We start from the raw sequence: 22,465 nt of genomic DNA, 5'->3' as shown, positions 1-22,465 counted from the left end.
TCTTATGAATACCATTTGGCAGACATTGACCTTGAACAATATCCAATCTCTGCAGTGGCGGCAAGGCAGTCTGTTCTGGCGACTGCTCGCCTTCCTCCGCCAATGGCGGCAGGGCAGCTGGTTGTTGCAATGGCATCAGGAAATTGGTGCAGTCTTGCTAACGGCGGTTTTTGCCCTGGCTCCCTTTGTCCCTAATAGTCTGACGGGATTATTAGCGATGGCTTGTGGCGGTTTTTGGCTGTTGCTAACCCTGTCGGATGACCTAAGACCGCATCGATTTTCCCCGATTTATCTACTGGTGTTTTTGTTCTGGGGAGTGACGATCATTGCTACGGCCCTGTCGCCGGTGAAGATGGCAGCAGCCTCTGGGCTGGTGAAAATGACTCTGTATGTGTTTGTTTTTGTTCTGGCGGAGCGGGTAGTGAGGTCGCCTCGATTACGCTCCTGGCTGATCGCCGTCTATCTGCATACGGCGATCGTTGTGTCTATTTATGGGGTGCGGCAAAAATTCTTTGGGGCAGAAGCCCTAGCCACTTGGGTTGATCCCAACTCCACTACCGCCGATGAGGTGAGAGTCTATAGTTACTTGGGCAATCCCAACTTGCTGGCAGCCTATATTTTACCCGCCATCCTCTTTAGCATCTGTGCCCTGGTGGTTTGGCAGCGTTGGGGCGCTAAACTCCTGGCCGGGACAATGCTGCTGGTTCACTGTGCCTGTATGTACTGGACGGGCTGCCGAGGGGCTTGGATTGGCTTAGTCCTGGCTATTTTTGTGATGGCCATGATGACGCTGTATTTGTTATTGCCTCGCTTACCCCGGTTTTGGCAGATTTGGGCGTTTCCCCTCACCATCGGCACGATTGTCGGCGCGGTCGCTTTGGGGATTTTATTTGTGGCTCCCCTCCGCAACCGAGCGTTGAGTGTCTTTTCAGGCCATGACGATAGCAGCAATAGCTTTCGACTCAATGTGTGGGCCGGGGTGCAGGACATGATCCAGAGACGTCCGATCTTGGGAATTGGACCTGGTAACGTAGCCTTTAACAAGATTTATCCTCTATTTCAAAGACCTAATTACACGGCTCTAAGTGCCTACTCGATTTATTTAGAAACCTTGGTGGAGACTGGGGTTGTTGGGTTCGCCAGCTTGATGTGGCTGCTTGCCCTGATTTTTCAGCAAGCCTGGGTGCAGTTTCACAAGCTGCGTCAGCTCAAGAGCCAGGATGTTTGGTGGTTAGTGGGTGCTATTGCATCCATCCTTGGCATGCTTATTCATGGGTTTGTGGATACGGTTTGGTATCGCCCTGAAATCAATACTCTGTGGTGGTTAACGGTGGCCATCGTCGCCAGCTATTATCGCCAAACCACTGCGGCTGATACCGCCGTATCGCCCTGAGCAGAAGGCAAATCACTTACTCGCCAGAAACTATTTAGATTTTTGGGGCGTCAGAAGATGTACCGATCGGTTGTTGAATCTCTCTGAACTCCTTGTAAGGCAGTGATACTTATGAAATCTAAAATCAGACTTTTACCTACAACCCTGGCTTCTGTGGTCTTGCTGGGCTCAGGACTGGGCATCGATTCGGCCCACGCCCAGTTTTCCGGTCGGCGACCGCGCTCCTTCCCAGAAGCCGCAGAACGGTGGGGCTATGAGTGCAAACGCCAGCGCAGTGGCTATTTCTGTAAAGTGGATGATGACCGGGTCGATGATGACGACCGCTTTGACGATCGGCGGGACCAACGACAAGATTCTCAACGGTTTAACAAAGGTCGGTTGTATGAAGGTCAAACGATACAGACCTCGGCGAAGAATCGCGATCGCATCGTGATACGCAAAGACGATAGTCGAGATCTCACCCTCTATATCGATGACGATATTCGGGCAGACGATACGGGCCGGGTGATTATCCCGCGTAATAGCCGCATTGAAGGCCGTCTGCGTTCTCGCGATGGTGGCATTCAGTATGACGCCAAGCGGATCGTGTTACCCAATGGCCGTCGTTACAATCTAGATGCTTTCTCTGAGGTGATTTATCCCAACCGCCGGGTTGCCTCTCGCCGCACCAAAACCTCTGATGGGGTCCGAGATGTCTTATCCACTATTTTGGGCGATCGCCGCCGCCGAGATGATGACTTCGATAGACGCAATGACGATATTGATACCAGAGATCGCAACCTCGTCGTTATCTATCCCGATCGCGATTTGGATTTGCGGTTAAAAAAAGATCTCAAAATCGACTAAGCGACATCTACTGAAACCCTTTCCAACACACTAAACCTCACACCGGACTGATGCGAGTGATCGCCTTCCTCTCCAGGTTGGCCTGCTCAAGCATCAGTCTATTTTTTTGATCGCTACAACGTTTTTAACGTAGAGCGATACCGAGGACTGTTCCTGAAAATTGACCATGCTAAGTCGTTCCCCCATCCGGGAAACCTAAAGACGAAGCATACAAAGACGATCGTGACTCCCATTGAAGTTGGCACCCTTGTAATCATTCTGTCCTGTGCGCTGTTTCTTTGGCAGCAGTCAGGATTTAAATGTCCCCTGTATATTCATGTGATCGGTGGTTGTGCGACGGCGTTAGGCCTTTTAATTGCGAGTAATATTGAACCCCATACTCCCATTAATGAATGGTGGCTGTTGGGTAAATGGTGGACGATTTTCATTATGCCTGCCTTTGTATACGGTAGCTTTGCCGTATATGGCGTTGCTATCTACTCACGAGATGATTAGTTTGCGGTCATCTATGAGCCAGCCTTCTCTTCAAGCAACCGTTGCAAGTTATTGAATGTTGCAGTATAGAGCATCTTAAATCCTTCTTAAGCAAGGGCTGCATAATCCTGCCCTGTAGCGCTGATAAGACCATAGCAGTCGAAATTTCCTGAATTTAGTCTTTCAGTAGAGTAAATTGTTTCCCCTCCGTTTCAACGAGGGCCTTCCCCTATTCTTTGGTCGGGGAAGCCATATCTATGGACTTCAACCTTGGTCGTTCTTGTCCTAGGAGAGATTTCTCATGCCCATTCTTACCGCAAGGAGCATTTGTTCATGCCGTTAAATAAACTGGCTGATACCGGTCAGCCACTGCCCCTACCCGATCTGCAGAGAACCACCTTTGCCATCGATGGGATTGCTCGCTTTGTCTGCAATACCTGGTCCGAAATTCAAGCGGCTCAAATGGGTGGACCTTTTGATGTCGTGGTGATTGGGTCTGGCATGTATGGTGCCTACTGTGCCACCAAAATCTTTGAATTTACCCAAACGGCAGCGGTGAAGCCTCGCATTTTAGTCCTAGAGGCGGGGCCCTTCTTAATCAGTGAACATTTCCAAAATATGACTCGGATTGGGGGCTTATTCGGTGTCACCCTGGAGCCTATCGTCGAGTCAGATCGGGCGCAATTTACGGAACCCAACTATGCCAATAGCGGTCAGTTTGTCCAGCACCACAAGTGTGTTGGTGGGAAATCTCTGTTTTGGGGTGGGTGGACACCGCGGCTGACGGAGGCAGACCTCAACCAATGGCCGGATGATGTGCGAGATTACTTACTCCAAACCGGGCAGCCTGATGGGTATGAATTTGTAGAACGCGAAATTGGAGCCGTGCCCGCCGCCGATTTTATCAATGGCGAGCTGTTCGACATCATCAAGCAAAAGGCCAGTAGCGTTCTGGGAGAGAACGAACGCTTAACCGCTGTAGAAGATGCCCCAATTGCGGTATTAGGGCAATCCCCAGGTTCAGGGCTCTTTAGTCTGGATAAGTTCAGCAGCTTGCCTTTGCTGTTGGATAATATTCGCCAAGATAACGACCAAACCAATGCCAATAATAATGCCCGCCGCCTGTTTCTGGTTCCCAATGCCGAAGTCTTGAAACTCGAAACGGTAAATGGGGTGGTCACGGAAATCGTGGTGGCCTTGAAAAATCAGTTTGCTGATAATCCTAAGGACACCACCCAGGCCCAAGTGGTCCGGTTGCCGCTCCAGCCTAGTGCCTCCGTTGTCTTGGCTGGGAATACCATCAACTCCACTCGCCTCGCCCTCAATTCTTTTCCGCGACCTGCGGCCTTAGCGCCCAATGGAGAACTGATGGGCCGCAACTTAATGGCCCATGTGCGCGGCAACTTTGTCTGGAAAGTGAAGCGTGACCTCCTAGGGGTGCCCGACCAGCTCAAGACTGAACTGCAAACGGCTGCCCTTAATATTCGAGGCAAAACGAATACCCCTGCGGGCGAAGGACAGTTTCATTTCCAGTTTTATGCAGCTCCTAATATGAATACCCCGGCCTTTCCCGGAGCCGCCAATAATCCCGAAGAATTCCTTTACCGGATGGTGCCTAACTTTGAGGAGCTGGACAAGATATTGGAAGCACAAACTTCAGGACCGATTAGCGATCGCATCGTTATCGGCATTCGTACCTGCGGGGAAATGTTCGGGGATAAAACCGCTGCTGTTGGCAATATCAATTCCCCCACCAGCTGGATGAACGTCAATCCCTTTGGGGGAACTGGGGATGATCTCTACTTTGAAAATGGCCAAGAATTGCGGGTTCCTAAAGCTTTTGTTCGATTTGTAGAAACCCCCGCTGACAAAAAAGTGCGAGAAGATCAGTCCGGCTCCGCCTTTAAGTTTATTTCTACCTTAGCGGGGCAACCTCTTGCGAGTGCGGATGATACCGATGCCAATGGCAATATCCAGTATTTCGATCCGGATCGGGAGACCAGTGACGAAGATGGCATTGGCACCACCTACCATGAGTGCGGCTCCCTCTGGATGGGTAGAGACTTCCGCAACTCAGTCACGGATGTAAATGGCAGATTTCACCATATCTACAACGCCTATTGCGCCGATCAAGCCCTATTCCCTACGGCTGGATCCGCTAATCCCGTACCCACCGGTCTGGCCTTAGCCCGTAAGGTAGCCCGCTCGATTGTGGAACGGTATCAGCCTGCTATGCCCAGCACCGATGAAGCTGGGTTTCAGCCCCTCTATACTGGCAACTATGCTGCCGATGGTTGGCAATATGTAGGGGGGCAGTTTGATGGCCAAATCCCCTTCTTCGATGTCAATGGGGATCAAGCCATTCTGAGCGCTGGTATTGAAAATCCTGGGTTTAATAGTGTGCTTGGGGTCCTTTGGTATACCCCCACTAGCTTTAGGGACTTTGTCTTCAAGTTAGAGTGGAGAAGCTTTGATATTACTGCCAATTCCGGTATTTTTCTCCGCATCCCGAGGCCACTAATTCTTGACAGTGATAACTTCTATAATTCATCGATAGAAGTTCAAATTGATGAGCGGGGCTTACAGTTTAGTCCTGCCAATAGCGTCTATGGCAGTCCGTTTCATCGGACGGGAGCCGTGTATGAAGTCTTCCCGGCACAGCAATGGGCTGCGAAGCAGATTAGCTCTCGTGATGGCAATGGTCGGGATTTCTGGAATAGCTATGAAATTAGGCTAGAAGGGAATCAGATTGAGGTGAAACTCAACGACCAGCTGGTGTGTCAAGGTACGTTTCCTGAGCTGCAGCCGCCGGGACAAGCAAATGCACCTAATACCAATGGCACAAAGCGATCGGATGGCTTTATTGGTTTGCAGTGCCATACCGAAGTGGTGCAGTTTCGGAATATTCGGATCCGACCGTTATAAAGCTTAGTCGTTCTGCCTGAACGTTGAGAACAGAGATCAGCTTATACGGTTGATCTCTTCCTTATTGATGAGTGGGGATAGAGGGTTGCCTGGTATTAGTGAGGATGGATAGAGGGTTGCGCATCGCAACTCTCTATCCCTTAAGTCTGCACTTCCAAAAGTAGCCCTGCTCCCAGCCTGTCCTCCTGATGTGGCAAATTTATGTCGGCTCAACCTTTACTGTGAAAGCTAAGATGGGCGCCTGATTAAAGATAATCTACAAGTAGACTTTTTATTGGCTAGCTAATATTAATTAGTCTTCTTTATTCTGCGCTCAGTTTTGCAAAGGAGATGTAGTTAAGATCTGTTTTCGTGACATAACTCCACCTTGCTAGATATTATGGTCTAGGAGAATAAAAAGTGTCCCCCCCCACAGCAACCCACGAACTGCCCACTGAACCACCGATTTCAGTGCAACTGATTACTGATATAGAAGCTAATGCAAAGATCATCCTTAGACACTAGATTTAGTGGCAATAAATCGATCCGAGAATTCCTGCCGTTTGGCATTGTTTTTATCCTCGCAATTTTTCTGTTTTTCTATCAATTAGATAGTGAAAGCCTTTGGAATGATGAGGCTTTTAGCATTCGAGATGCTACTAATATTAGAACTAAATTTAAAATCTCACGCCCTCTCTACTTTCTGATATTGCACGTTTGGATGCAATTGGGAACGAATGAGTTTTGGATGAGGAGTTTATCAGTTCTATTTGCATTAGCCAGTGTTGGCTTAATTTATGTATTAGGGACTCGGCTGGATAGCAAAGTCACAGGGGTTACGGCAGCACTCCTTTTAACGCTCTCGCCCTTATTTATCAACCATGCCCAAGAAATCCGCATGTATACCTTGGGAACTTGTCTTGCCTTAGCCGGGACATTAGCGCTCACGCAAGCCTTGCAAGAGCATAAAGTTGCCCCTGTCTTTGCATGGGCGATTGCGCGGTGGTTGATGTTTTTGACAGCGCCCTTAAATATCGCGATGATATTTGCTGATTTTTTGCTGGTAGGGTGGCATTTTCGGCGACATCACAAACTGCTGATGATGTTTGGTATCAGTGCGTTATTTCTGGGGGCTGCCTGTTTACCCACTTTTTTAATTACGGCTAAAGGGAGCGGAGATGTTCTGCAAACTTGGGCCCTTTATCAACCTCGTCCAGGTCTGAAGAGTTTGCCGGGGATGCTAACCCGGTTTACGATTTGGTCGGTAAAACCGCCTTTTGATATCTCTTGGTTAGGGCCGCTGATTAATATCTATACCTTAGTGTTAGTGGGAGTGGTTGTTTTTCTGATCGCAACCAAACCTTGGAAGTCATCGATTGGTTGGGTGATTGTCTGGTGGTTTATTCCTCAGTCAGCCGTTTTTGTAGCGTCCTATCTCACTAGTTCTTTATGGATTGAACGGTATTTACTCTTTACCGCTCCCTATGCATTAGTGATGTTGGCCGCAGGGTTTACCCGAATTTGGAAGTGGAAATGGTCTGTTGCCCTGGGGATTGTCATTCTCTATTCCATTGTTGTGGGTGGCGGGCTGTCTCGCTACTATGCTGACACTCATCGATCGGACTGGCGTGGTGTTGTCCAAACCCTCTCTCAGCAAGTGCAGGCGGGTGATCAGATTGCGGTTCATGCTAACCCAACCGTGTTCAAGTATTATTACCAGGGTTCAGCTCCCACCCAATTTATGGACATTGTCAGTAAAAATAGAACACTCGAAGAGATTGATCAGGTCTTAGAAGATATTCCAACGTTTGAATCGCGTCTGTGGCTGACCTATGAACATACGGCATTTGTCACGGATGAAGGCCATGACCGCTTTCGACAGGCAGTCGTCGATAAATTCCAACTCCAAGAGAAGCAAGAGTTCGAAGATGTAGATCTGTTCTTACTAACGCCGAAGTCAGACTGATCGGGATTTAGCCCAGATAGCAAACTTGCCTGAAAAAGTATGAGGTACTTCAAGCAAGTTTGCTAGGATCGTTCTAGGCAAATTCACTGAGATTGGAAAAATAATTGTATTCGTTGAATTAGACTTGAGATAGATGAAAGCTATTAGTTGAAGAGAATGGAAATATTCTCTTCAATCTGTATGTTTATGTGCTTTGATGCTTCTGTAGAATGAATGCTACGGATTATACTTTCAAGTATGTATACCCTTATACTTAAGGCTATTTATTGCTCAAAAGTATTGATATATAAGAGCTTTATCTGATTTTTAGCTCCATCTTATTGGAATCTATATGGTTTTGTCTAAGGATAAAGTTGTAGCCTGACTAGACCTGGAATGGACAAGCAGTAAGGACTATAGGAACAAATCTATAGATTGAATTTTTCTCTCTTCATACCAAACTTATGAGTCAAAAGAGTATGTGGGTTTGATCGGAGATAGATAATTTTTGAGTTATTAAAAATATTAACAATGTGCGATAGATTACCAAGGTCTTGGTGGCTTGTATTTATGATGATTTTGTAGTCTAGTTAGCTAACATCATAATTTTTCAGTTAAAGAGTAGCAAGTGAAGCTAGCAAGATACTAGTGCCTGTTTGTCCACCAAACACTTTTTGACTTATGAATATTCCCAACATTCCTAACTATGTGAAGGGATGGCTTACTGATACAGAAGCACAATTCCTTTATACGAGAGCCAAGGCCTGTCCCCCTGAAACAGTCATCGTAGAAATCGGTTCCTGGAAAGGCAAGTCAACGATTTGCCTCAGCCAAGGCTCAGCGGCAGGCGAAAATGTTCCTATCTATGCTGTTGACCCCCACCAAGAAGACTCTTATCAAGAGTTTGAACATAATGTATCGAGTGCTGGTGTTAGGGAGTTAGTGACTCCGATGGTTAAAACATCAGCCGAGGCCTGTGAAGGATGGACCCAGTCGATAGGGTTGCTGTTTATTGATGGGAACCATGAACATGACATGGTGGAGCAGGATTATTTGCTATGGTCTCCTTTTGTTGTAGAAGGGGGAACGATTGCCTTTCATGATTCGACGAGTAGCCCGTTCAATCAGCTTATGGGCTATTTAGGACCCAAACGAGTGGTGGATAAATACCTGTTTCAATCCAAGGCATTTAAGAATATTGGGTTTACGGGTACGACGACCTATGCCACCAAAGAGCTTGCCCAGACAGTGACTGATACCTTGGCTCGGTGGTCTACACGTGGGCAGAAATTGCTCCCTGATAGCCTGATGCTCATACATCACCATGTTTTGCTAAAGCTGCCCTCGGGTGTGCTTAAGGGGATTCGCAGACTTATGGGATATCAGAAACTGACTTTAGGCAGATAATTGGCTGTCAGTGTTTGTATGGATCATGAATGCTGTTGCCAGTGGAATTTTCAAGACCTAGGGTGACTCATGCTGTTGGAGAAAAGCTATGAGCTGTATGGCGCTGGCGCGATGGGTGTTTTGGGGGGTGGGTGTAGTTGGGTTGCGATCGCAACCCAACTACAGAGACAAGGCCATCATGTAATCCTTGCCCCTCAGACTATTGGGGCATCATGAAATGTTTAGATCTGATCTATCCTGCTGTGAGATTGGCGTGCCTACCCAGTATGATTCTTCAGTGCCTGTCATCGGAGCAAATCGCTCATTTCTACTCATCAGCTTTCGCAGACCACCCATATCGTTCCTCTTCTAGATCAGTGTTGTCCGTTATGCCAGTCAGGTAACGCGAGCCTATTTCACCAAGATGATCGGGCCTATTTTCGTTGCTCTGACTGTCTTTTGGTCTTTGTGCTCCCCCATCAGTTTTTGTCAGCACAAGATGAAAAGTCTAGATACGATACTCACGAAAATTCTGCTGAGGATGCAGGGTATCGTCGCTTTCTGAATCGGCTTTTTCTGCCCTTGTCCCAGTGTTTGCTTCCCCAGAGCTGTGGACTCGATTTTGGGTCGGGACCAGGACCGACTCTATCGGGCATGTTTGAGGAAGCTGGACATTCTGTGGCACTCTACGATCTGTTCTATGCCCCAGATACTAAGGTGTTGCAACGACAGTACGATTTTATTTCTGCATCTGAGGTGGTTGAACATCTCCATCATCCTCGACGAGAGCTTGAACGATTATGGTCTTGCCTAAAGCCCAAGGGTGTATTGGGGATTATGACCAAGCAAGTTATTGATCAGGCGGCTTTTCCTCACTGGCATTACAAACGTGATCTGACCCATGTGTGTTTCTTTTCGATTGAGACGTTTGAATGGTTGGCCCATCATTGGCAGGCAGCTCTGACCATTTCAGGAAACGATGTGGTTCTGCTGACAAAAACTTAAGCCGATGGAGCAACTGTTGATGATTACCATTCATCATTAGATGAATCCTTGAGGTTTGGAGTCACTTGGTGTTGGTAAAGTTGTTCGCTTGTCGTGATTTGGGTGGTTACAGCGGATCGTAGGTTGGTAGGGGACATATTCAATCCTGGAGCATTTACTGATCAAGCTTTTTAAGAGTTGTGGCTGTCCCCCATCTATATGAAAACCGCTGTATCCATACTGGGTATTCTTAATATAGGCATAGCTCTTTTAAGACAAAGTAAATTATTAATATCGCTCAATAACCCAGTATTTGTATTGATGGGCGACTCTCATGAAATCTAGTAGCCATGTGCTTAGAAGCAAGCAGCAACATGACTTATATGACTCGTAATAATTCTCTTGCTGATCTGAATGTTCTAAGTTATCAGAGTTTAGAAAGTAATGGTCTTTCCTTCGAACTGATGGTAGATAGAAAAACTATTGGGGAAATAGCAGGTACTTCAGATACAGCCGTTCCCTATTGGCTTTTTAAGACTGGCGTCGCTTTGCGGCCACTTTCTCGACTGGACAATGGTTACCCAGAAAAACGCGTGATTGCTGTATGTCCTTGCGGAACATATGGATGCAGTTGTATTAGCTGTAATGTAGTGCAAAGTTGGGATCGCAATATCATATTTCGAGATTTTGAAACTGATCCGCGAAGCTCTCTCTTGCCATTCAATCTGCTGATGTTCGGCATCTCACTAGATAACTATACTTCTGTTCTAAAGGGTATTTTTGAAGATATCCGAGTATTTGAAGCTGTTTAGATACTAAGTTTTTTACTCACTTGATGGGTGCATTTGAATATAAATATTTAAGAAAAGAAAGAGGTTACTAAGCCTTGATAACAAGGTGATTAGTAACCTCTATTTGTTAGATCTCTCCTTGAGCAATCATTTGAATCGCTCGTGGAGCTGCGGGGTCGAAACCACCGAAGTCCCAAGATAGTAGATCCGAAGGATCTACTAAGGAGAGTTGGCAAGGCGCAAGGGTCACGTAGACTGCCTTAGCCTTTGGATTGACCAGACGCCGATACTCCGCTAGAGCCTGACTCGGATGCTGTCGTCCCGCGTAGGACTCGGAATCCGTCCAGAAGCAGAAGACATCGGCATAAAAGCGATGCTGAATCGCCCACTCGTAGGCCACCGCTGCATTAGTGCCTCCGAAATTATTATCCGTTGCCTTCTTGAGCGCATCGCGGAAGCTATCTCGGGCTGTGATACCCAAGTCACGGAACTGGGTTGAGAACCCGCGAATCGCGTAATTCTGCTCAGCTTTGGCCGTTGCTAGGGCCATTGCCGTGGCAATCTCGCAACAGCTGAGGCCTACCGAACCGACGGTATAGTAGGACATCGATCCTGATACATCGATGGCATGCATAAACACTTTGCCCGTCGGAGCAACCGTCTCGAAGGACAGCTCAAGAGCCGTTTCGAGCATATCGGTGACTCGGGCGATAGGGGTCCAAGTCTTGCGACTCCGCCCCACCTGACCACCAGATGCATAGGTTTTCAAAGCTTTGAGTACATCAATTGGATGAATCCGAGCCTTACGCAACCGCTGCTTGTTGGTTAACATCGCAGCCACTCGCTTCAGGTTCTTGCTCTTATGAGCTGCGAGAACCCCTAGTGCCGTCAAAGACCCCAGATTTCGCAGTAGGGCTCCCATAGGCATTCCCTCTAAGAGGAGCTGCCAAGCCCGCTGATCCATCTGACCAATGGGGGCGATCATCTCGTGGGTTAAGCGACCTTGGGTAATCGCCTCATAGGTAGCCTCTGGCTGACGCTTAACCCGCTCGTACCACCAAATTTGTCTTAAGGCGTCAGGAGCAGTTTCAGGTAAAGTCTCCCAACCCTGGGTGACCCAGTGATAAAGGGCTTGGTGGTCTTCACTGATGGGCTTGACGTGGAACAGCCGCAAGGCATCCCGGTGGGTAAAGCCATGACGCTGCTGGTACTTCAGCAACTGATAGGCCAGGGCCTTGGCATCGGGGTTAGAGAGCCATGCCGTTCCGCACTGGCGAATGATTTTACCAAAGCCTCGTAAGGACTTGGTGTAGTTCAACCACTCGTAGAAATGGCTTCCGGTTCGTACCACTTGGGGGAACAGCTCTACAAAGGCCTGCTTGGCCGTCTGGGTTTCACCCATGGATAAGAGTACTAAAGCCAAGATAGGGGCACTGTTGTTGATGGAGCGGCCATCGCTGGCATAGAGGATCTCTTCAGCGGTGCGCTGGGGATTCTCATGGACACACTGCTGAATCACATGAATAAAGTCATCGGTTAGCTCATGCTTATCGGCATAGTAGGTGCTTTGGGCTGTACCGATCAGTAGGCATCGGCGCAGCATACCCCAAATGCCTAGGTCAAACATATAGCCTCCAGACCGACCTTGGACCATTTCAGCGTCACGGCCAGGAATGGGCTGGGTCTGAGGTGTACGGGCAGTGTTGGTCAAAAATTTATAAGTCATCATCATCTCCGGCCCGACTGGGCAAATAAAAACTTGAAACCCCATATGGGGAAAGGGAGTGGAGCGGGAGTCGAACCCGCATCCCGATGGATAAAGGACAAGTCGTTAAAAGCGATAACCTTATTTCCTGCGGCCCTAATGGGCAAAAAATGGTGCTCTACCGTTTGAGCGACCCACTCCAGGGATGGACGGAAGGGGAGTCGAACCCCTATCTTCCGCGTGGTAGGCGATAACCCTAATTCTTCGACCCTTGCGGATAAGTGATGAACAAGGGGGTTAAGATGTTCTACCTTTGAACTATCCGCCCATGGATATTGGTGTTTTGGTTTGGACAGTAGAGGATTCGAACCTCTACCCCCTGTTCCTTAGCGATAACCCTAATTCTTCGACCCTTGCGGATAAAGTTGTGAATAAGGAGATTCATATAACAGGAGTTCTACCGTTAAACTAACCGTCCGTGTTTGAAGTGAAGTAACCTCGTTTCTGATCGTTGAACCCAATCTACTGGCCGTCTCTCCCCCTATTCCACTCCAGTTGTTTTTGAGTCAAATGCCGATAGCGTGAGGGTTCTAGAATGAGGGGAGATATCTAAGTTAAGGGGAATCCCCTAACTTTGTCGTGAAATTTCTCTATGCCCAAGCAAAGTTTTGGTCCCATTACCCAACACAGAACCCAAACCCTCCTGATGGGCCTGGTACAGTTCGCCAATGATTCCTTAGCCCTAGAAGACGAGAAAATCCTGGCAGGACTACGGAGCAATATCAAAACCCATTGGCAAACGGACCAGCGGTTGGTGGTACAGACCACGGCTCGGCATTTGGTGGCCCTGACCCAATATTTAGAAACACCCCTCACCCTGGCTCAGGTGAAAGCAGGGCTAAAGCATCTCCAAACCTTTATGGGCATTCTGGAGGATCACCGCACAAGTCAGCGAGGGTCGGATCAGTGGCATTTCACCCTGACTTTGTGGCAGAACCGCTGGGAAGAGGAAACCAATCAGCAGACCTTTGACCAAGTTTGGAATCAGCATCGCCCAGATCGAGGGGTGTCTCAGCTATCAACAACAGAGACTACCAGCCCTTGGCGAGCCTGTTGTCAGGCAGCTTTGGATACTCGGTTAACGTCTAATCCCCTGACGGCCCATACGGGCTTGGCCTTTGACCTTAAGGATGTCTACTGTCCAGTGGGGTTGGTGGCTTACCAGACCGATGCTGCTAAACAAACGGGGGATTCAGCAGCCGAATCTGACCTAGAATCAATCGTTTATCAACCGGATCAGTTTTTAGACGTTTTACTGGCTCAACCAGAGATCCAGCGGGTTGCCATTGTCGGTCCACCAGGAGCAGGCAAAACGACGCTGCTGCAAACCTTAGCCCTCAAATTGTTGGCCCAAGAACAGGTTCTGCCTATTTGGATCTCCCTAGCCGATCTAGAGGGACAATCCCTAGAGACGTATCTGCTAGAAACTTGGCTAAAACAAACCCTGAAGGTATTTACCGTTCCGTTGAGTCAGCAGCAAGCCTTTGCCCAGCAGTTTGCCACAGGTAAGGTTTGGCTTTTGCTGGATGCGGTGGATGAAATGGGGATGGTGCCTAGCCAAGCGTTGGCTTTTGTGGCTAAGCAGCTGAAGGGCTGGCTGGGAGCAGCCCATGTGATACTGACTTCGCGATCGCAACTCTGGGACACAGGCCACAATGCTCTGGAAGCCTTCACCCCCTATCGCAGCCTCAGCTTCAGCTATCGCCACGGCGGTAATCAAGTCCAGACAGTGATCCAAAACTGGTTCCATAACCAGCAAGGCGATACGCTGTATCACCAAATTAATCGCCCGGAGATGCGGCGGCTCAAAGCCCTGATCCAGAATCCTTTACACTTAGCCCTACTCTGTCGAACCTGGCAGCTTACTCAAGGACAACTGCCAGAAACCAAGGCCATGCTCTATCGGCAGTTTGTTGAGGCCCTCTACGACTGGAAGCAGGATCATCACCCTACCAGCTTGGGTCAACGGCAGCAGCTTAACCAAGCCTTAGCTCACCTGGCTTTGCAGGCCATGGCGCAACCGTCGCCGCTGTTTCGCTTGCCTGAGATCTTTGTCAGTCAGCAGTTAGACCCAGACCAACTCACGCTCGCCTTGCAATTAGGGTGGCTACAGCCCGCAGGTTGGTCTCCTACGACCGGGGGCAAAGTCTATGCCTTCTATCACGCTACGTTCCAGGAATATTTTGCGGCCCAAGGGATTGCAGATTGGCATCAGTTGATCGAATATCAGAATGCGAAAACCACCTTCCATCCCATCTTTAGGTCGCAATGGCAGGAAGTGATTTTGCTATGGCTCGGGCGAAGTGACATTGCTGATGTGGATAAGGCAGATTTTCTGCAAGCCTTGGTGAACTTTGCCGATGGCTGTGGTGGGTTTTATGACACTCAAGCGAAGTTACTCGCGACCAAAGGCTTAGCGGAATATCCCCAATTTGCTGGGGCAGAAGCGTTAGTGACTGAGGTGGTCCATTGGCGATTTCAGCAGCAGACAGGTAAACCCACTGTTTGGATCGAACCTGCAGCGGAAGCGTTGTCCCACTGCGATCGCACCCTCGTAACCACAGCGATTGAACAGTTTGTGGCCCAGGCCTCCAACCCTTTTGAACAGTGGTTAGCGGCCCATAGTTTGGGTAAGAGTTACGATCCGGGGAATGGAGTTGCGATCGCAACCCTAGAACAACTCCTCTCCCAAGCGCCCAATGAGGATCTGCGTATTGAGATGGCCAAAAGCCTAGGGGATATTCAGCCAGGTCATCCCCAAGCCATCCAAACCTTACAAGATATTATTCAGTCTCATGATTCTCTGACGCTTCGTCGCAAGGCTGCCCATCGGCTCGGCACTATTGCGCCGGATCAACCGATGGTGCTCCAAATCCTAGAACATATCCTGCAAACAACGGATGATCCCTGTCTCCGTCGTCAAACGCTGCAATCTTTGCAACAATTGGCTCCCCAGCATTCTGCATTGCCGGTAGAGTCCTCTCGGCGTCGGTCTCGCAAAACCCCCCTGAACCCGGAGCAGCTTATTCCTGTTTTGGAGCAAAAACTCCAAAACAGCCGAGATATTGAGACTCGCATTCGCTATGCAGGCCGTTTGGGACGCCTGCAACCCAACCACAAGGGAGCCATCGATATATTGTTGGAACTGCTCCCCACGACCCATCGCAAAACCCATCTCAAACAGATGGGTCTGCATCTCCAACAGGTGATCACCTCTGAAGAGGACAGTATCCCCCCAACCCTGGTGAAAGCAATATCCGTTGTCCAATGGGTCTATACCCAGTCCCCTCACCTCTCTCAGGTTCAAGCGACCTACAGGTTGCTATGGCACTGGTCGAAGGCGGTGTCCTTTGAGCAATTTCGTGTGCTCTGGCAGGCCAACTCATCTGCTGAGACTAGCCCCTACCCATAAAGACGCTACTGGATCTTAAGGGTCTGAGGACGGAGTTTGATTTTCATAAAAGGCTTTTCAAACAGGAGATAAGTCACAGAAGACAATAAGATAGTCGCCCCAAAAACAGCAACATACTGGATAAAACCGGGGGCTTTTAGATAGGCTTCAACATATCCAAGAACCGCAATATGCCAAAGATAGACTCCGAAACTGACGACCCCGACAAATCGCAGGGCCACATTTTCTAGAACCTTTTTGATCCACCCATCTGTATGTAAATGGGACACTAGCAAGATACATAGCAAGATGGCTTGGTAGGTATAAAACCCGTGGTTGGCTGAAAGTCGAACATAATTCGCTTGGAATACCGTATCCCACAGCGGACGGCTCAGTAGAGTCGGAAAATTGAACACAATCAACACTAAAGAGGAGTTGGCCAGGATGGACATCCATCTTTGCTGTTTGGGGTTGGCCGGATCTAAGACCGCTGTCAGTTTGGTATTCACCACCGCGGCTAGAGATCCCAGAAGGAAAATAGGGATATGAGGGAGAATCGATAATCTTGAGGTAAAGTCCACGACATTATTGGCCCCCTCCGTCGCAATAATGGCAGTCAATAAAAAGAGCACTGAAGCTTTAAAGTCTCGCTTTAAGAGAACAGCAATGATCAAAATGACGAACGGGAAAAATAAGTAGTATTTGAATTCGACGACAATCGTCCAAAAATGATTTAAAGCTTCTTGCAGAATGACATGGGCTGTGAAATTGCCCAAGGTAAACTTGAAGCCTGGGAAAATCGTGTAAACGGCTAAAACAAAGAGATACAGCGGATAAATTCTGAGGACTCGTTTTAACCCATAGTTAATCCATGTTTTTATATGCTTTAAATCGATGGTTTCCCGCAACATTTGTCCCGTGAGCAGGAAACTACTCAAGATAAAAAATAAGTAGACTCCAGTGCGGCCATAGATCGTGCCGGCGGCTTGAAAATAATGCCCAACAATTGCCTGATCCCAAGATAAGCCCAAGAGCCGTTTGCTATGGGTCATGACCACTAGTAAAACAGCAATCCCTCGTAACCCATCTAAAGACGCCATCCAACTCTTAGACGCCCGCGCACCAAAGAATAGATGCTGGAGCGAAAATTTCTGACTTGCTGCTGCTGGTTCACTCAGTTGTTCTGTCATGCTAGTTAAAGAAGAGCTTGCGATTAGTTCAATCAAATCAGCCGTCTAAGACGGGGTATCCAATAGCCGCTTATGCAGCCAATAACTCTTCGAAGAGTGTGCGATACTGTCGAGCTTGGATCTCCAGGGAGAACTGATCGACTGCGGCTTGGCGAGCCTGCTCACATAACTTGCGATGGCGATCAGTATCTTCCAAGACCCAAGCCATGCCGTGGGCTAAATCATCCACTTCGTAGGGCTTCACCAGGTAACCATTCTGTTGATGGCTAACAATATCTTTCTGCCCAGCGGCATTAAATGCAACCACAGGCGTGCCACAGGCCAATCCTTCCGATGCCGTTTGGCCAAAGGATTCATAGAGAGAGGGCACAATCATGACATCAGCGGCTGAATAGGCAATAGATAAACTTAAATCGTCGGCAAAGCTCCCCAAGTAATGGGCCTTAAATCCTAGATCGGCCGGTTCTGCGGGGGCATCTGCCCCAAAAATTGCTACCTCAATCCGGTCGGCCCAGCCCGCTTGACTCAGTTTTTTCAGGGCGGGCTGTAGTAGATGAAACCCTTTTCTTAAGTCAGCGGTCGCCGATAAGGCTCCAAATAGAATGATCAGCTTGTCTGAAGGCAGCCCCAATAAATCACGGCTAAAGCCTTTATTCGCAGGTCGATATTTCTGGACATCTAGACAAAACGGAATCACCTCAACCCGTCGATGGCCAAATAACGAACTCTCCCGGACACAATCCGCCATCCATTGACTGGGAGTAACAATGGTGAGGTTAATGTCCTGCCAGGCTTTTTGCTTGCGTTGCCAAATTTTGCGAGACAAGTCAGATTCTTTTTGGCTATTTAGTTGAGGGCATTGGCCACAGGCTTTTTGGTAGCCATCGCAGGTTTCTGCATAGTGACATCCCCCCGTAAACGGCCACATGTCCTGAAGGGTCCATACCAAGGGCTTGTTGAGCTTGGGCAAGGTTTCTACCTTGAGGAAGCCATTACAAACCCAATGCATATTGACGATATCTGGGTTGAGCTGTGCAACGTTCTTTGCGATCGCATCCGGAAACCATTGGCTTGAAAAGAGGGTTTTGGTTTGATAGGACCCTAGCTTTAAGGGCCAGCCATTCATCTGTGGCCCCAATTTTGTTAATGCCGACTTCTCTGCCAGCACCGATTTCTGACCACTGAAACGGGCGCGAACTAGCATTTGGGAATCATGACCAATCGCCAAAAGCCCTTGATGTAGTCGGTATGCTGCTCTAGCAGCTCCACCTTCAATGTCAGATGTACTCAATAAAAGAGATTTCATAGACGCTGTGTTTTTCTAGGGTCCTATAGGAACAATCAAGGTCTTTTTTGGCGGGGCTGTCAACTAAGGATGAGAGATCTTCCACTCGGCATCCCCCCGCTTCTACCTAAACGCCCTCTCGTTTTGTTTCACCATTGGCTAGATAGTATCCAGTTATCTAGGTAAGTACTTCTTCAAACGAAAGAAGGGCCGCTCAATCACGAAGAAACTCATGATTGCAACCCCAAGCGTGATCGTCAAAATAATCGAGAATTTAATCGGTGGAGCCATATTGAGATGGGCATTGGTATAGCCAATCAGGGCCATATGCCAAAGGTACATACTAAAACTGATCGTTCCCACAAACCGAATAATGGGATGACTCAAGAGACCACGAATCAGACCGCGACCATGTAGCTGAGCCACTAAAAATAAAGACCATGCCCCTCCAAAGGCGATGAATATTAGGGTATCTGACCAATCCTGTTGTAAGAGAAACCAATCGGGTTTGGTCCGCAACGTGGTGATTAAGCCAAACGTCGCGATCAAACTGAGGAGGGCCACGCCTTCCGCAATATATCCAAAGGTGTCAGACTCCAGAAACTGGGTTTGACGATTTTGTAAATGGGCATGAATTAAGGCAGCTAATATCCCTAAGAGAAAAATAGGTAAATATTTAATGAGGGAGACTCGCGCCACCTCAGCCGGTTCAATGGTGATCAGGAAACTGGCACTCATCACGGCCCCTAAGAAAAGGGTCGAAAGCCCAAGGTTCTTCTTCAAAACTTTAACAATCAGCCACATTAAGATCGGTAAAAATAGGTAGAACTTAAATTCAACAGGAATAGCCCAAAATTGATCTTTTCCTTCCTGTAGAAATATATGACTGAAGACATCTGTAGCCGTGTATTTAAAACTGGGTACGATGCCATAAAGCAACATAATAAAGATGTACAACGGATAGATCCGTAAGACTCGCTTGAGTGCGTAACTTACCCAAAGGGACCAACGCCCCAGTTCGCAGTCATCCCTCAGGAATTGTCCCGCCAACAAAAAGCTACTCAACACGAAGAATAAATAGACGCCTGCCTTACCAAAGCCAGTAGGGTTTAGAACTGGGAATAGCTCTAGTCCTTGTCCTTTGGCATGATCAAAAAAAACAAATAAAATTGCAAATCCTCTAATGCCATCTAAAGAGTGAATTTGTTTTGTGGATGGCGATGGATTACCTAAAAAAATAGATTTAACTTTTTCAATAACTACCACGGTTCCCTTGTCCTCACGTTATAGAAAGCCAGTGTCTTTAATCAATGGTCCGAACCATTAATCTATGGCCTGAAATAATTCTCTCCACTAAAAAATGATTATTCTAAATATCCTATGATGGGCTAGTTGTTTGCTGTTGTTGATGAACAGTGGTGAGATTGAGCACATCTTGAAAAGACTTTGCGAGCTGTTGTAGGGAGTGTTGGTTGCAGTATCCTTCAAAGTCTGGCTGATGGTCAGTTTTGGGTTGGGTGAGTCTGGATTTGAGTTCTATTAAAGCCTCTACACAAGCGTCAACATCCCCTTCCGGAATGGTCACCCCTAACTCAAACTGCTGCACTCGTTTGCCCATACAATACCCTTCGCTGGCCATCACCAATTTTTGGAACGTGGCTGCTTTAACTAAGGCATTGCTACTGTAGGGAAAGTTTTCATAAGCTGAAAAAATGACATCACAGCTATTCACTAAGGCATTAAATTGAGGTTCACCGGGAATAAATTCAAAATGAAAGAGACAGTTGTCAGGAGAAGACTCAACGATGGTTTGGACCATTTCATAGTCTTCATTCAATCGGGTTGAGTAATCTTGATGAAACATGGCCTTAGAGAGCGATCCTGCAAAGACAAAGAAAAAATCATCTGGATCGCACCGCTCAGCGGCGTGCAATAAGGTTAAAAGTCCCTTGCGCTTACTCAGAGCGCCGAACAGCCCGACAATGGTGCGATTACCTGCCTTAGCTTTGATGTCTGCGGCTAATGAATAGGTCAAATCGGGAGGGGTGATATCGGTAAAGTCGGGAAAGGCAATCACGGGTTTGTTGTCGATATCTGCCTGCAGATTTTTCGCTTCATACTCATCTAGTAGGGTGATGGCTTGGCAGTGATCAGACTGGGCCACCGCGAGATGGGATAAAGGCGTTTTGAGAATAGGAAGATAGCGTTGACCAAACCGATAGGTTGCGGGTCGAAAATAGAGGCCAGACCAAGGGTAAGGGAAGACCCAATCAATCATCGAGCCGCGTAAGTAGTAGCTTAAATAGTTGTCTAACCAATTGAGAAAAACCAGGTCGGGCTCATGGCCAATTTGTTTCGCTGCCTCTTGAATCATGGCAGCCGTTTTTTGCCAGCGTCCCAAAATTAAAATAGGTTGTGGCCATCGGTTCCACTTAGGAAACAGTGCGGGTAATCGACCCAATACGGGCAGTTCTTGCCATTGATATTCCTGCATTTCAAAGGCATAAAAATTTTCAGCCTTATCTGGACAATTCTCTTGGATCCACGGCAAGACGTCATCAGGCTGGGGATAAAAAGACATCACTCGATAGCCCATTTCTAGCAGTGTCTTACTGAAGAAACGCATATACGTGAGATGATGCCCCCTGCCATGATTGGTATCAACGAGCGCAACGGTTTTCATAGACACTGGCGTCAAAAATGGGGTTTATGAGATTGGAGTGAATCGGCATATTGCTCAACGACCATAATCATGGTCGTTGACCGGAGTTAGCGAACAGATAGACGCTGAACAATTTCATCAACAGCTCGTTGGGTAGACTGGCCATCTAAGGCATAGGTAAATTCTGCTGCAAGATCGATGGTTGTACTGTGATCTGAGTCTCTATCCAATAACATACGTTCAATTTCAGTCTTTAAAGCCGGTTTAGGGTCTGCATAGACCGTCTGGTAGACCCCGTACTCTTCTAAATGTTTATAGCCTTTGGAGGGGCCATCTTCAAATAAATCAAAGGCGACGACCTGCTTGCCCATCATCAACGCTTCCTCCGCCACCGTAGAACTGCGTGTTAGCAGTAAATCGGCGATGGAAAGCAGGGCATATACACTGAGTTCTGTTACTTCCGGTTCGATCACGACGACTGAATCGAGATCTGCAAATTCCTGGGCAGCCTGTTGATATAAATTTGGATTTCTTTGATCGTTGGGATGCATTTTGATCAGCAACAACACCTTGGAAAAATCCAGGCTTTCATAAATATGTTGAATATATTGTCGATAGAGCTGGGCTTCGTCCCCATACCCCTGATATTCCGTATGCAGGCAGGCGGCTAAAACCACAATTTTTTTATGGGGGAGTTGCGGTTGAACCTGGGGATAGCATTTTTGCAACGTCGTCAAAGCAGCTTCGGGATCTAGCGTATTGAGGACGTCATGTAACGGATTTCCTACCACTCGAATTCGTTGGGGATCGACCCCATAATCCTGGACCAATTCCCGCTCCACCCGCTTACCCCAAACCATGATTAGGTCTGAAACCGTGGAAGCGAGTCCTTTAACGGAGTCCTTGCGAGTCCCACCATGTTGAATAGAGAGGGTTTTAACGCCAAACTTGCGGAGCTGATCGGCGGTATCAACGCCACACCGATGAAATTCATAGAGTTCTCGATGATCTAAGCAAAAGACCACCCCTTTATTCTGGGGGGATAAACAGGCTCGAATGAGGCTTAAATAATTGGCCTGGGGGGTGATGCCCAAAGAACTCAATTTTTCTAGGGTTTGGGGAACGAGCTGCAGTTGATGAATCCCCGGTAGAACAACCAGATTCAGCTTGATGCCATTTTTCTCAAGAATGCCACTCTCTGCTAAGTGCAATAGCAGTGGGATTAATAAGCGTTCACAAGCCTTGGAATAGAGAAAGAAGCTGATTTCCGGCTGGGGCGATGAACGAGAGAGCCGAAGCGGTAACGATTGAAACAGCATCGCTAGCTTCTCATCAAAGCCCAAATAGTCTTGCAGTGGAAAATAATATTGCCCTAGAATTGCTTTTTCAAGGGGGACAATATCCTGACGCGATCTGATTTTCAGCTTTTGTTGCATCTTGTCGGATCCT

16 protein-coding genes and 3 tRNA genes are annotated in these 22,465 nt (G+C 47.8%); 10 read left to right on the top strand and 9 right to left on the bottom strand.

Annotated features, from left to right (window positions below; all coding sequences use genetic code 11):
* Window positions 1-4 precede the first annotated feature (4 nt).
* From I1H34_RS22455 to I1H34_RS22415, 9 genes are all read left to right on the top strand, one after another.
* On the top strand, window positions 5-1,393 hold the full coding sequence (locus tag I1H34_RS22455; protein ID WP_212663126.1) for an IctB family putative bicarbonate transporter: 1,389 nt from the start codon (window positions 5-7) through the stop codon (window positions 1,391-1,393).
* A gap of 111 nt (window positions 1,394-1,504) precedes the next feature.
* Window positions 1,505-2,239: a TraB/TrbI/VirB10 family type IV secretion system protein gene (locus I1H34_RS22450; protein ID WP_212663125.1), complete on the top strand. Its 735-nt coding sequence runs from the start codon at window positions 1,505-1,507 to the stop codon at window positions 2,237-2,239.
* Between the two features lie 222 nt (window positions 2,240-2,461).
* Window positions 2,462-2,734, top strand: coding sequence for a hypothetical protein (locus I1H34_RS22445; protein WP_212663124.1), 273 nt, complete (start codon window positions 2,462-2,464; stop codon window positions 2,732-2,734).
* A 312-nt stretch (window positions 2,735-3,046) separates the two neighbouring features.
* Entirely contained in the window at window positions 3,047-5,638 is a 2,592-nt protein-coding gene (locus tag I1H34_RS22440) for a 3-keto-alpha-glucoside-1,2-lyase-like domain-containing protein (RefSeq protein WP_212663123.1), read from the top strand.
* Between the two features lie 727 nt (window positions 5,639-6,365).
* Window positions 6,366-7,583 (top strand): glycosyltransferase family 39 protein, encoded by a 1,218-nt coding sequence (locus tag I1H34_RS22435; protein ID WP_249369511.1) that lies wholly within the window; start codon window positions 6,366-6,368, stop codon window positions 7,581-7,583.
* A 660-nt stretch (window positions 7,584-8,243) separates the two neighbouring features.
* A complete protein-coding gene (locus I1H34_RS22430) occupies window positions 8,244-8,969 on the top strand; it encodes a class I SAM-dependent methyltransferase (protein ID WP_212663121.1) in 726 nt (241 codons plus the stop codon).
* Window positions 8,970-9,038: 69 nt separating this feature from the next.
* Window positions 9,039-9,185: a hypothetical protein gene (locus tag I1H34_RS22425; protein ID WP_212663120.1), complete on the top strand. Its 147-nt coding sequence runs from the start codon at window positions 9,039-9,041 to the stop codon at window positions 9,183-9,185.
* A 120-nt stretch (window positions 9,186-9,305) separates the two neighbouring features.
* Window positions 9,306-9,953 (top strand): class I SAM-dependent methyltransferase, encoded by a 648-nt coding sequence (locus I1H34_RS22420; RefSeq protein ID WP_212666396.1) that lies wholly within the window; start codon window positions 9,306-9,308, stop codon window positions 9,951-9,953.
* A gap of 353 nt (window positions 9,954-10,306) precedes the next feature.
* Window positions 10,307-10,744, top strand: coding sequence for a hypothetical protein (locus I1H34_RS22415; protein ID WP_212663119.1), 438 nt, complete (start codon window positions 10,307-10,309; stop codon window positions 10,742-10,744).
* 106 nt (window positions 10,745-10,850) lie between these two features.
* Here the strand turns inward: I1H34_RS22415 and I1H34_RS22410 are convergent, their stop codons facing one another.
* The 4 genes from I1H34_RS22410 to I1H34_RS22395 all read right to left on the bottom strand — a co-directional run bounded on the left by I1H34_RS22410 (window position 10,851) and on the right by I1H34_RS22395 (window position 12,906).
* Complete coding sequence (locus I1H34_RS22410) at window positions 10,851-12,449, bottom strand: TROVE domain-containing protein (protein ID WP_212666395.1); 1,599 nt, start codon at window positions 12,447-12,449, stop codon at window positions 10,851-10,853.
* A 55-nt stretch (window positions 12,450-12,504) separates the two neighbouring features.
* Window positions 12,505-12,628 (bottom strand) — tRNA-OTHER (locus I1H34_RS22405).
* Between the two features lie 6 nt (window positions 12,629-12,634).
* Window positions 12,635-12,756 (bottom strand) — tRNA-OTHER (locus tag I1H34_RS22400).
* Window positions 12,757-12,777: 21 nt separating this feature from the next.
* Window positions 12,778-12,906, bottom strand: a tRNA-OTHER gene (locus I1H34_RS22395).
* Between the two features lie 174 nt (window positions 12,907-13,080).
* Here I1H34_RS22395 and I1H34_RS22390 point away from each other — a divergent pair.
* Window positions 13,081-15,900, top strand: coding sequence for a HEAT repeat domain-containing protein (locus tag I1H34_RS22390; protein WP_212663118.1), 2,820 nt, complete (start codon window positions 13,081-13,083; stop codon window positions 15,898-15,900).
* 5 nt (window positions 15,901-15,905) lie between these two features.
* Here the strand turns inward: I1H34_RS22390 and I1H34_RS22385 are convergent, their stop codons facing one another.
* From I1H34_RS22385 to I1H34_RS22365, 5 genes are all read right to left on the bottom strand, one after another.
* Complete coding sequence (locus I1H34_RS22385; RefSeq protein WP_212663117.1) at window positions 15,906-17,069, bottom strand: acyltransferase family protein; 1,164 nt, start codon at window positions 17,067-17,069, stop codon at window positions 15,906-15,908.
* A gap of 70 nt (window positions 17,070-17,139) precedes the next feature.
* Window positions 17,140-18,375 (bottom strand): glycosyltransferase family 4 protein, encoded by a 1,236-nt coding sequence (locus I1H34_RS22380; RefSeq protein WP_212663116.1) that lies wholly within the window; start codon window positions 18,373-18,375, stop codon window positions 17,140-17,142.
* A 153-nt stretch (window positions 18,376-18,528) separates the two neighbouring features.
* Window positions 18,529-19,620, bottom strand: a complete 1,092-nt coding sequence (locus I1H34_RS22375; RefSeq protein WP_212663115.1) for an acyltransferase family protein — start codon at window positions 19,618-19,620, stop codon at window positions 18,529-18,531.
* Between the two features lie 112 nt (window positions 19,621-19,732).
* Entirely contained in the window at window positions 19,733-21,037 is a 1,305-nt protein-coding gene (locus I1H34_RS22370) for a glycosyltransferase family protein (protein WP_212663114.1), read from the bottom strand.
* Window positions 21,038-21,123: 86 nt separating this feature from the next.
* A complete protein-coding gene (locus tag I1H34_RS22365) occupies window positions 21,124-22,452 on the bottom strand; it encodes a UDP-N-acetylglucosamine 2-epimerase (protein ID WP_212663113.1) in 1,329 nt (442 codons plus the stop codon).
* Window positions 22,453-22,465 lie beyond the last annotated feature (13 nt).

Origin of the sequence: Acaryochloris marina S15 (assembly GCF_018336915.1) — a bacterium.
In the GTDB taxonomy this organism is placed as follows: Bacteria; Cyanobacteriota; Cyanobacteriia; order Thermosynechococcales; family Thermosynechococcaceae; genus Acaryochloris; species Acaryochloris marina_A.
The sequence above is the reverse complement of the archived record's forward strand: the minus strand, read 5'-3'. Positions and strand labels throughout refer to the sequence as shown.

Coding starts and splice junctions, on each gene's coding strand:
- I1H34_RS22410 (WP_212666395.1), bottom strand. CDS start 12,449: ATGACTTATAAATTTTTGACCAACACTGCCCGTACACCTCAGACCCAG.
- I1H34_RS22365 (WP_212663113.1), bottom strand. CDS start 22,452: ATGCAACAAAAGCTGAAAATCAGATCGCGTCAGGATATTGTCCCCCTT.
- I1H34_RS22370 (WP_212663114.1), bottom strand. CDS start 21,037: ATGAAAACCGTTGCGCTCGTTGATACCAATCATGGCAGGGGGCATCAT.
- I1H34_RS22435 (WP_249369511.1), top strand. CDS start 6,366: ATGAGGAGTTTATCAGTTCTATTTGCATTAGCCAGTGTTGGCTTAATT.
- I1H34_RS22390 (WP_212663118.1), top strand. CDS start 13,081: ATGCCCAAGCAAAGTTTTGGTCCCATTACCCAACACAGAACCCAAACC.
- I1H34_RS22450 (WP_212663125.1), top strand. CDS start 1,505: ATGAAATCTAAAATCAGACTTTTACCTACAACCCTGGCTTCTGTGGTC.
- I1H34_RS22425 (WP_212663120.1), top strand. CDS start 9,039: ATGCTGTTGGAGAAAAGCTATGAGCTGTATGGCGCTGGCGCGATGGGT.
- I1H34_RS22380 (WP_212663116.1), bottom strand. CDS start 18,375: ATGAAATCTCTTTTATTGAGTACATCTGACATTGAAGGTGGAGCTGCT.
- I1H34_RS22430 (WP_212663121.1), top strand. CDS start 8,244: ATGAATATTCCCAACATTCCTAACTATGTGAAGGGATGGCTTACTGAT.
- I1H34_RS22440 (WP_212663123.1), top strand. CDS start 3,047: ATGCCGTTAAATAAACTGGCTGATACCGGTCAGCCACTGCCCCTACCC.
- I1H34_RS22385 (WP_212663117.1), bottom strand. CDS start 17,069: ATGACAGAACAACTGAGTGAACCAGCAGCAGCAAGTCAGAAATTTTCG.
- I1H34_RS22415 (WP_212663119.1), top strand. CDS start 10,307: ATGACTTATATGACTCGTAATAATTCTCTTGCTGATCTGAATGTTCTA.
- I1H34_RS22455 (WP_212663126.1), top strand. CDS start 5: ATGAATACCATTTGGCAGACATTGACCTTGAACAATATCCAATCTCTG.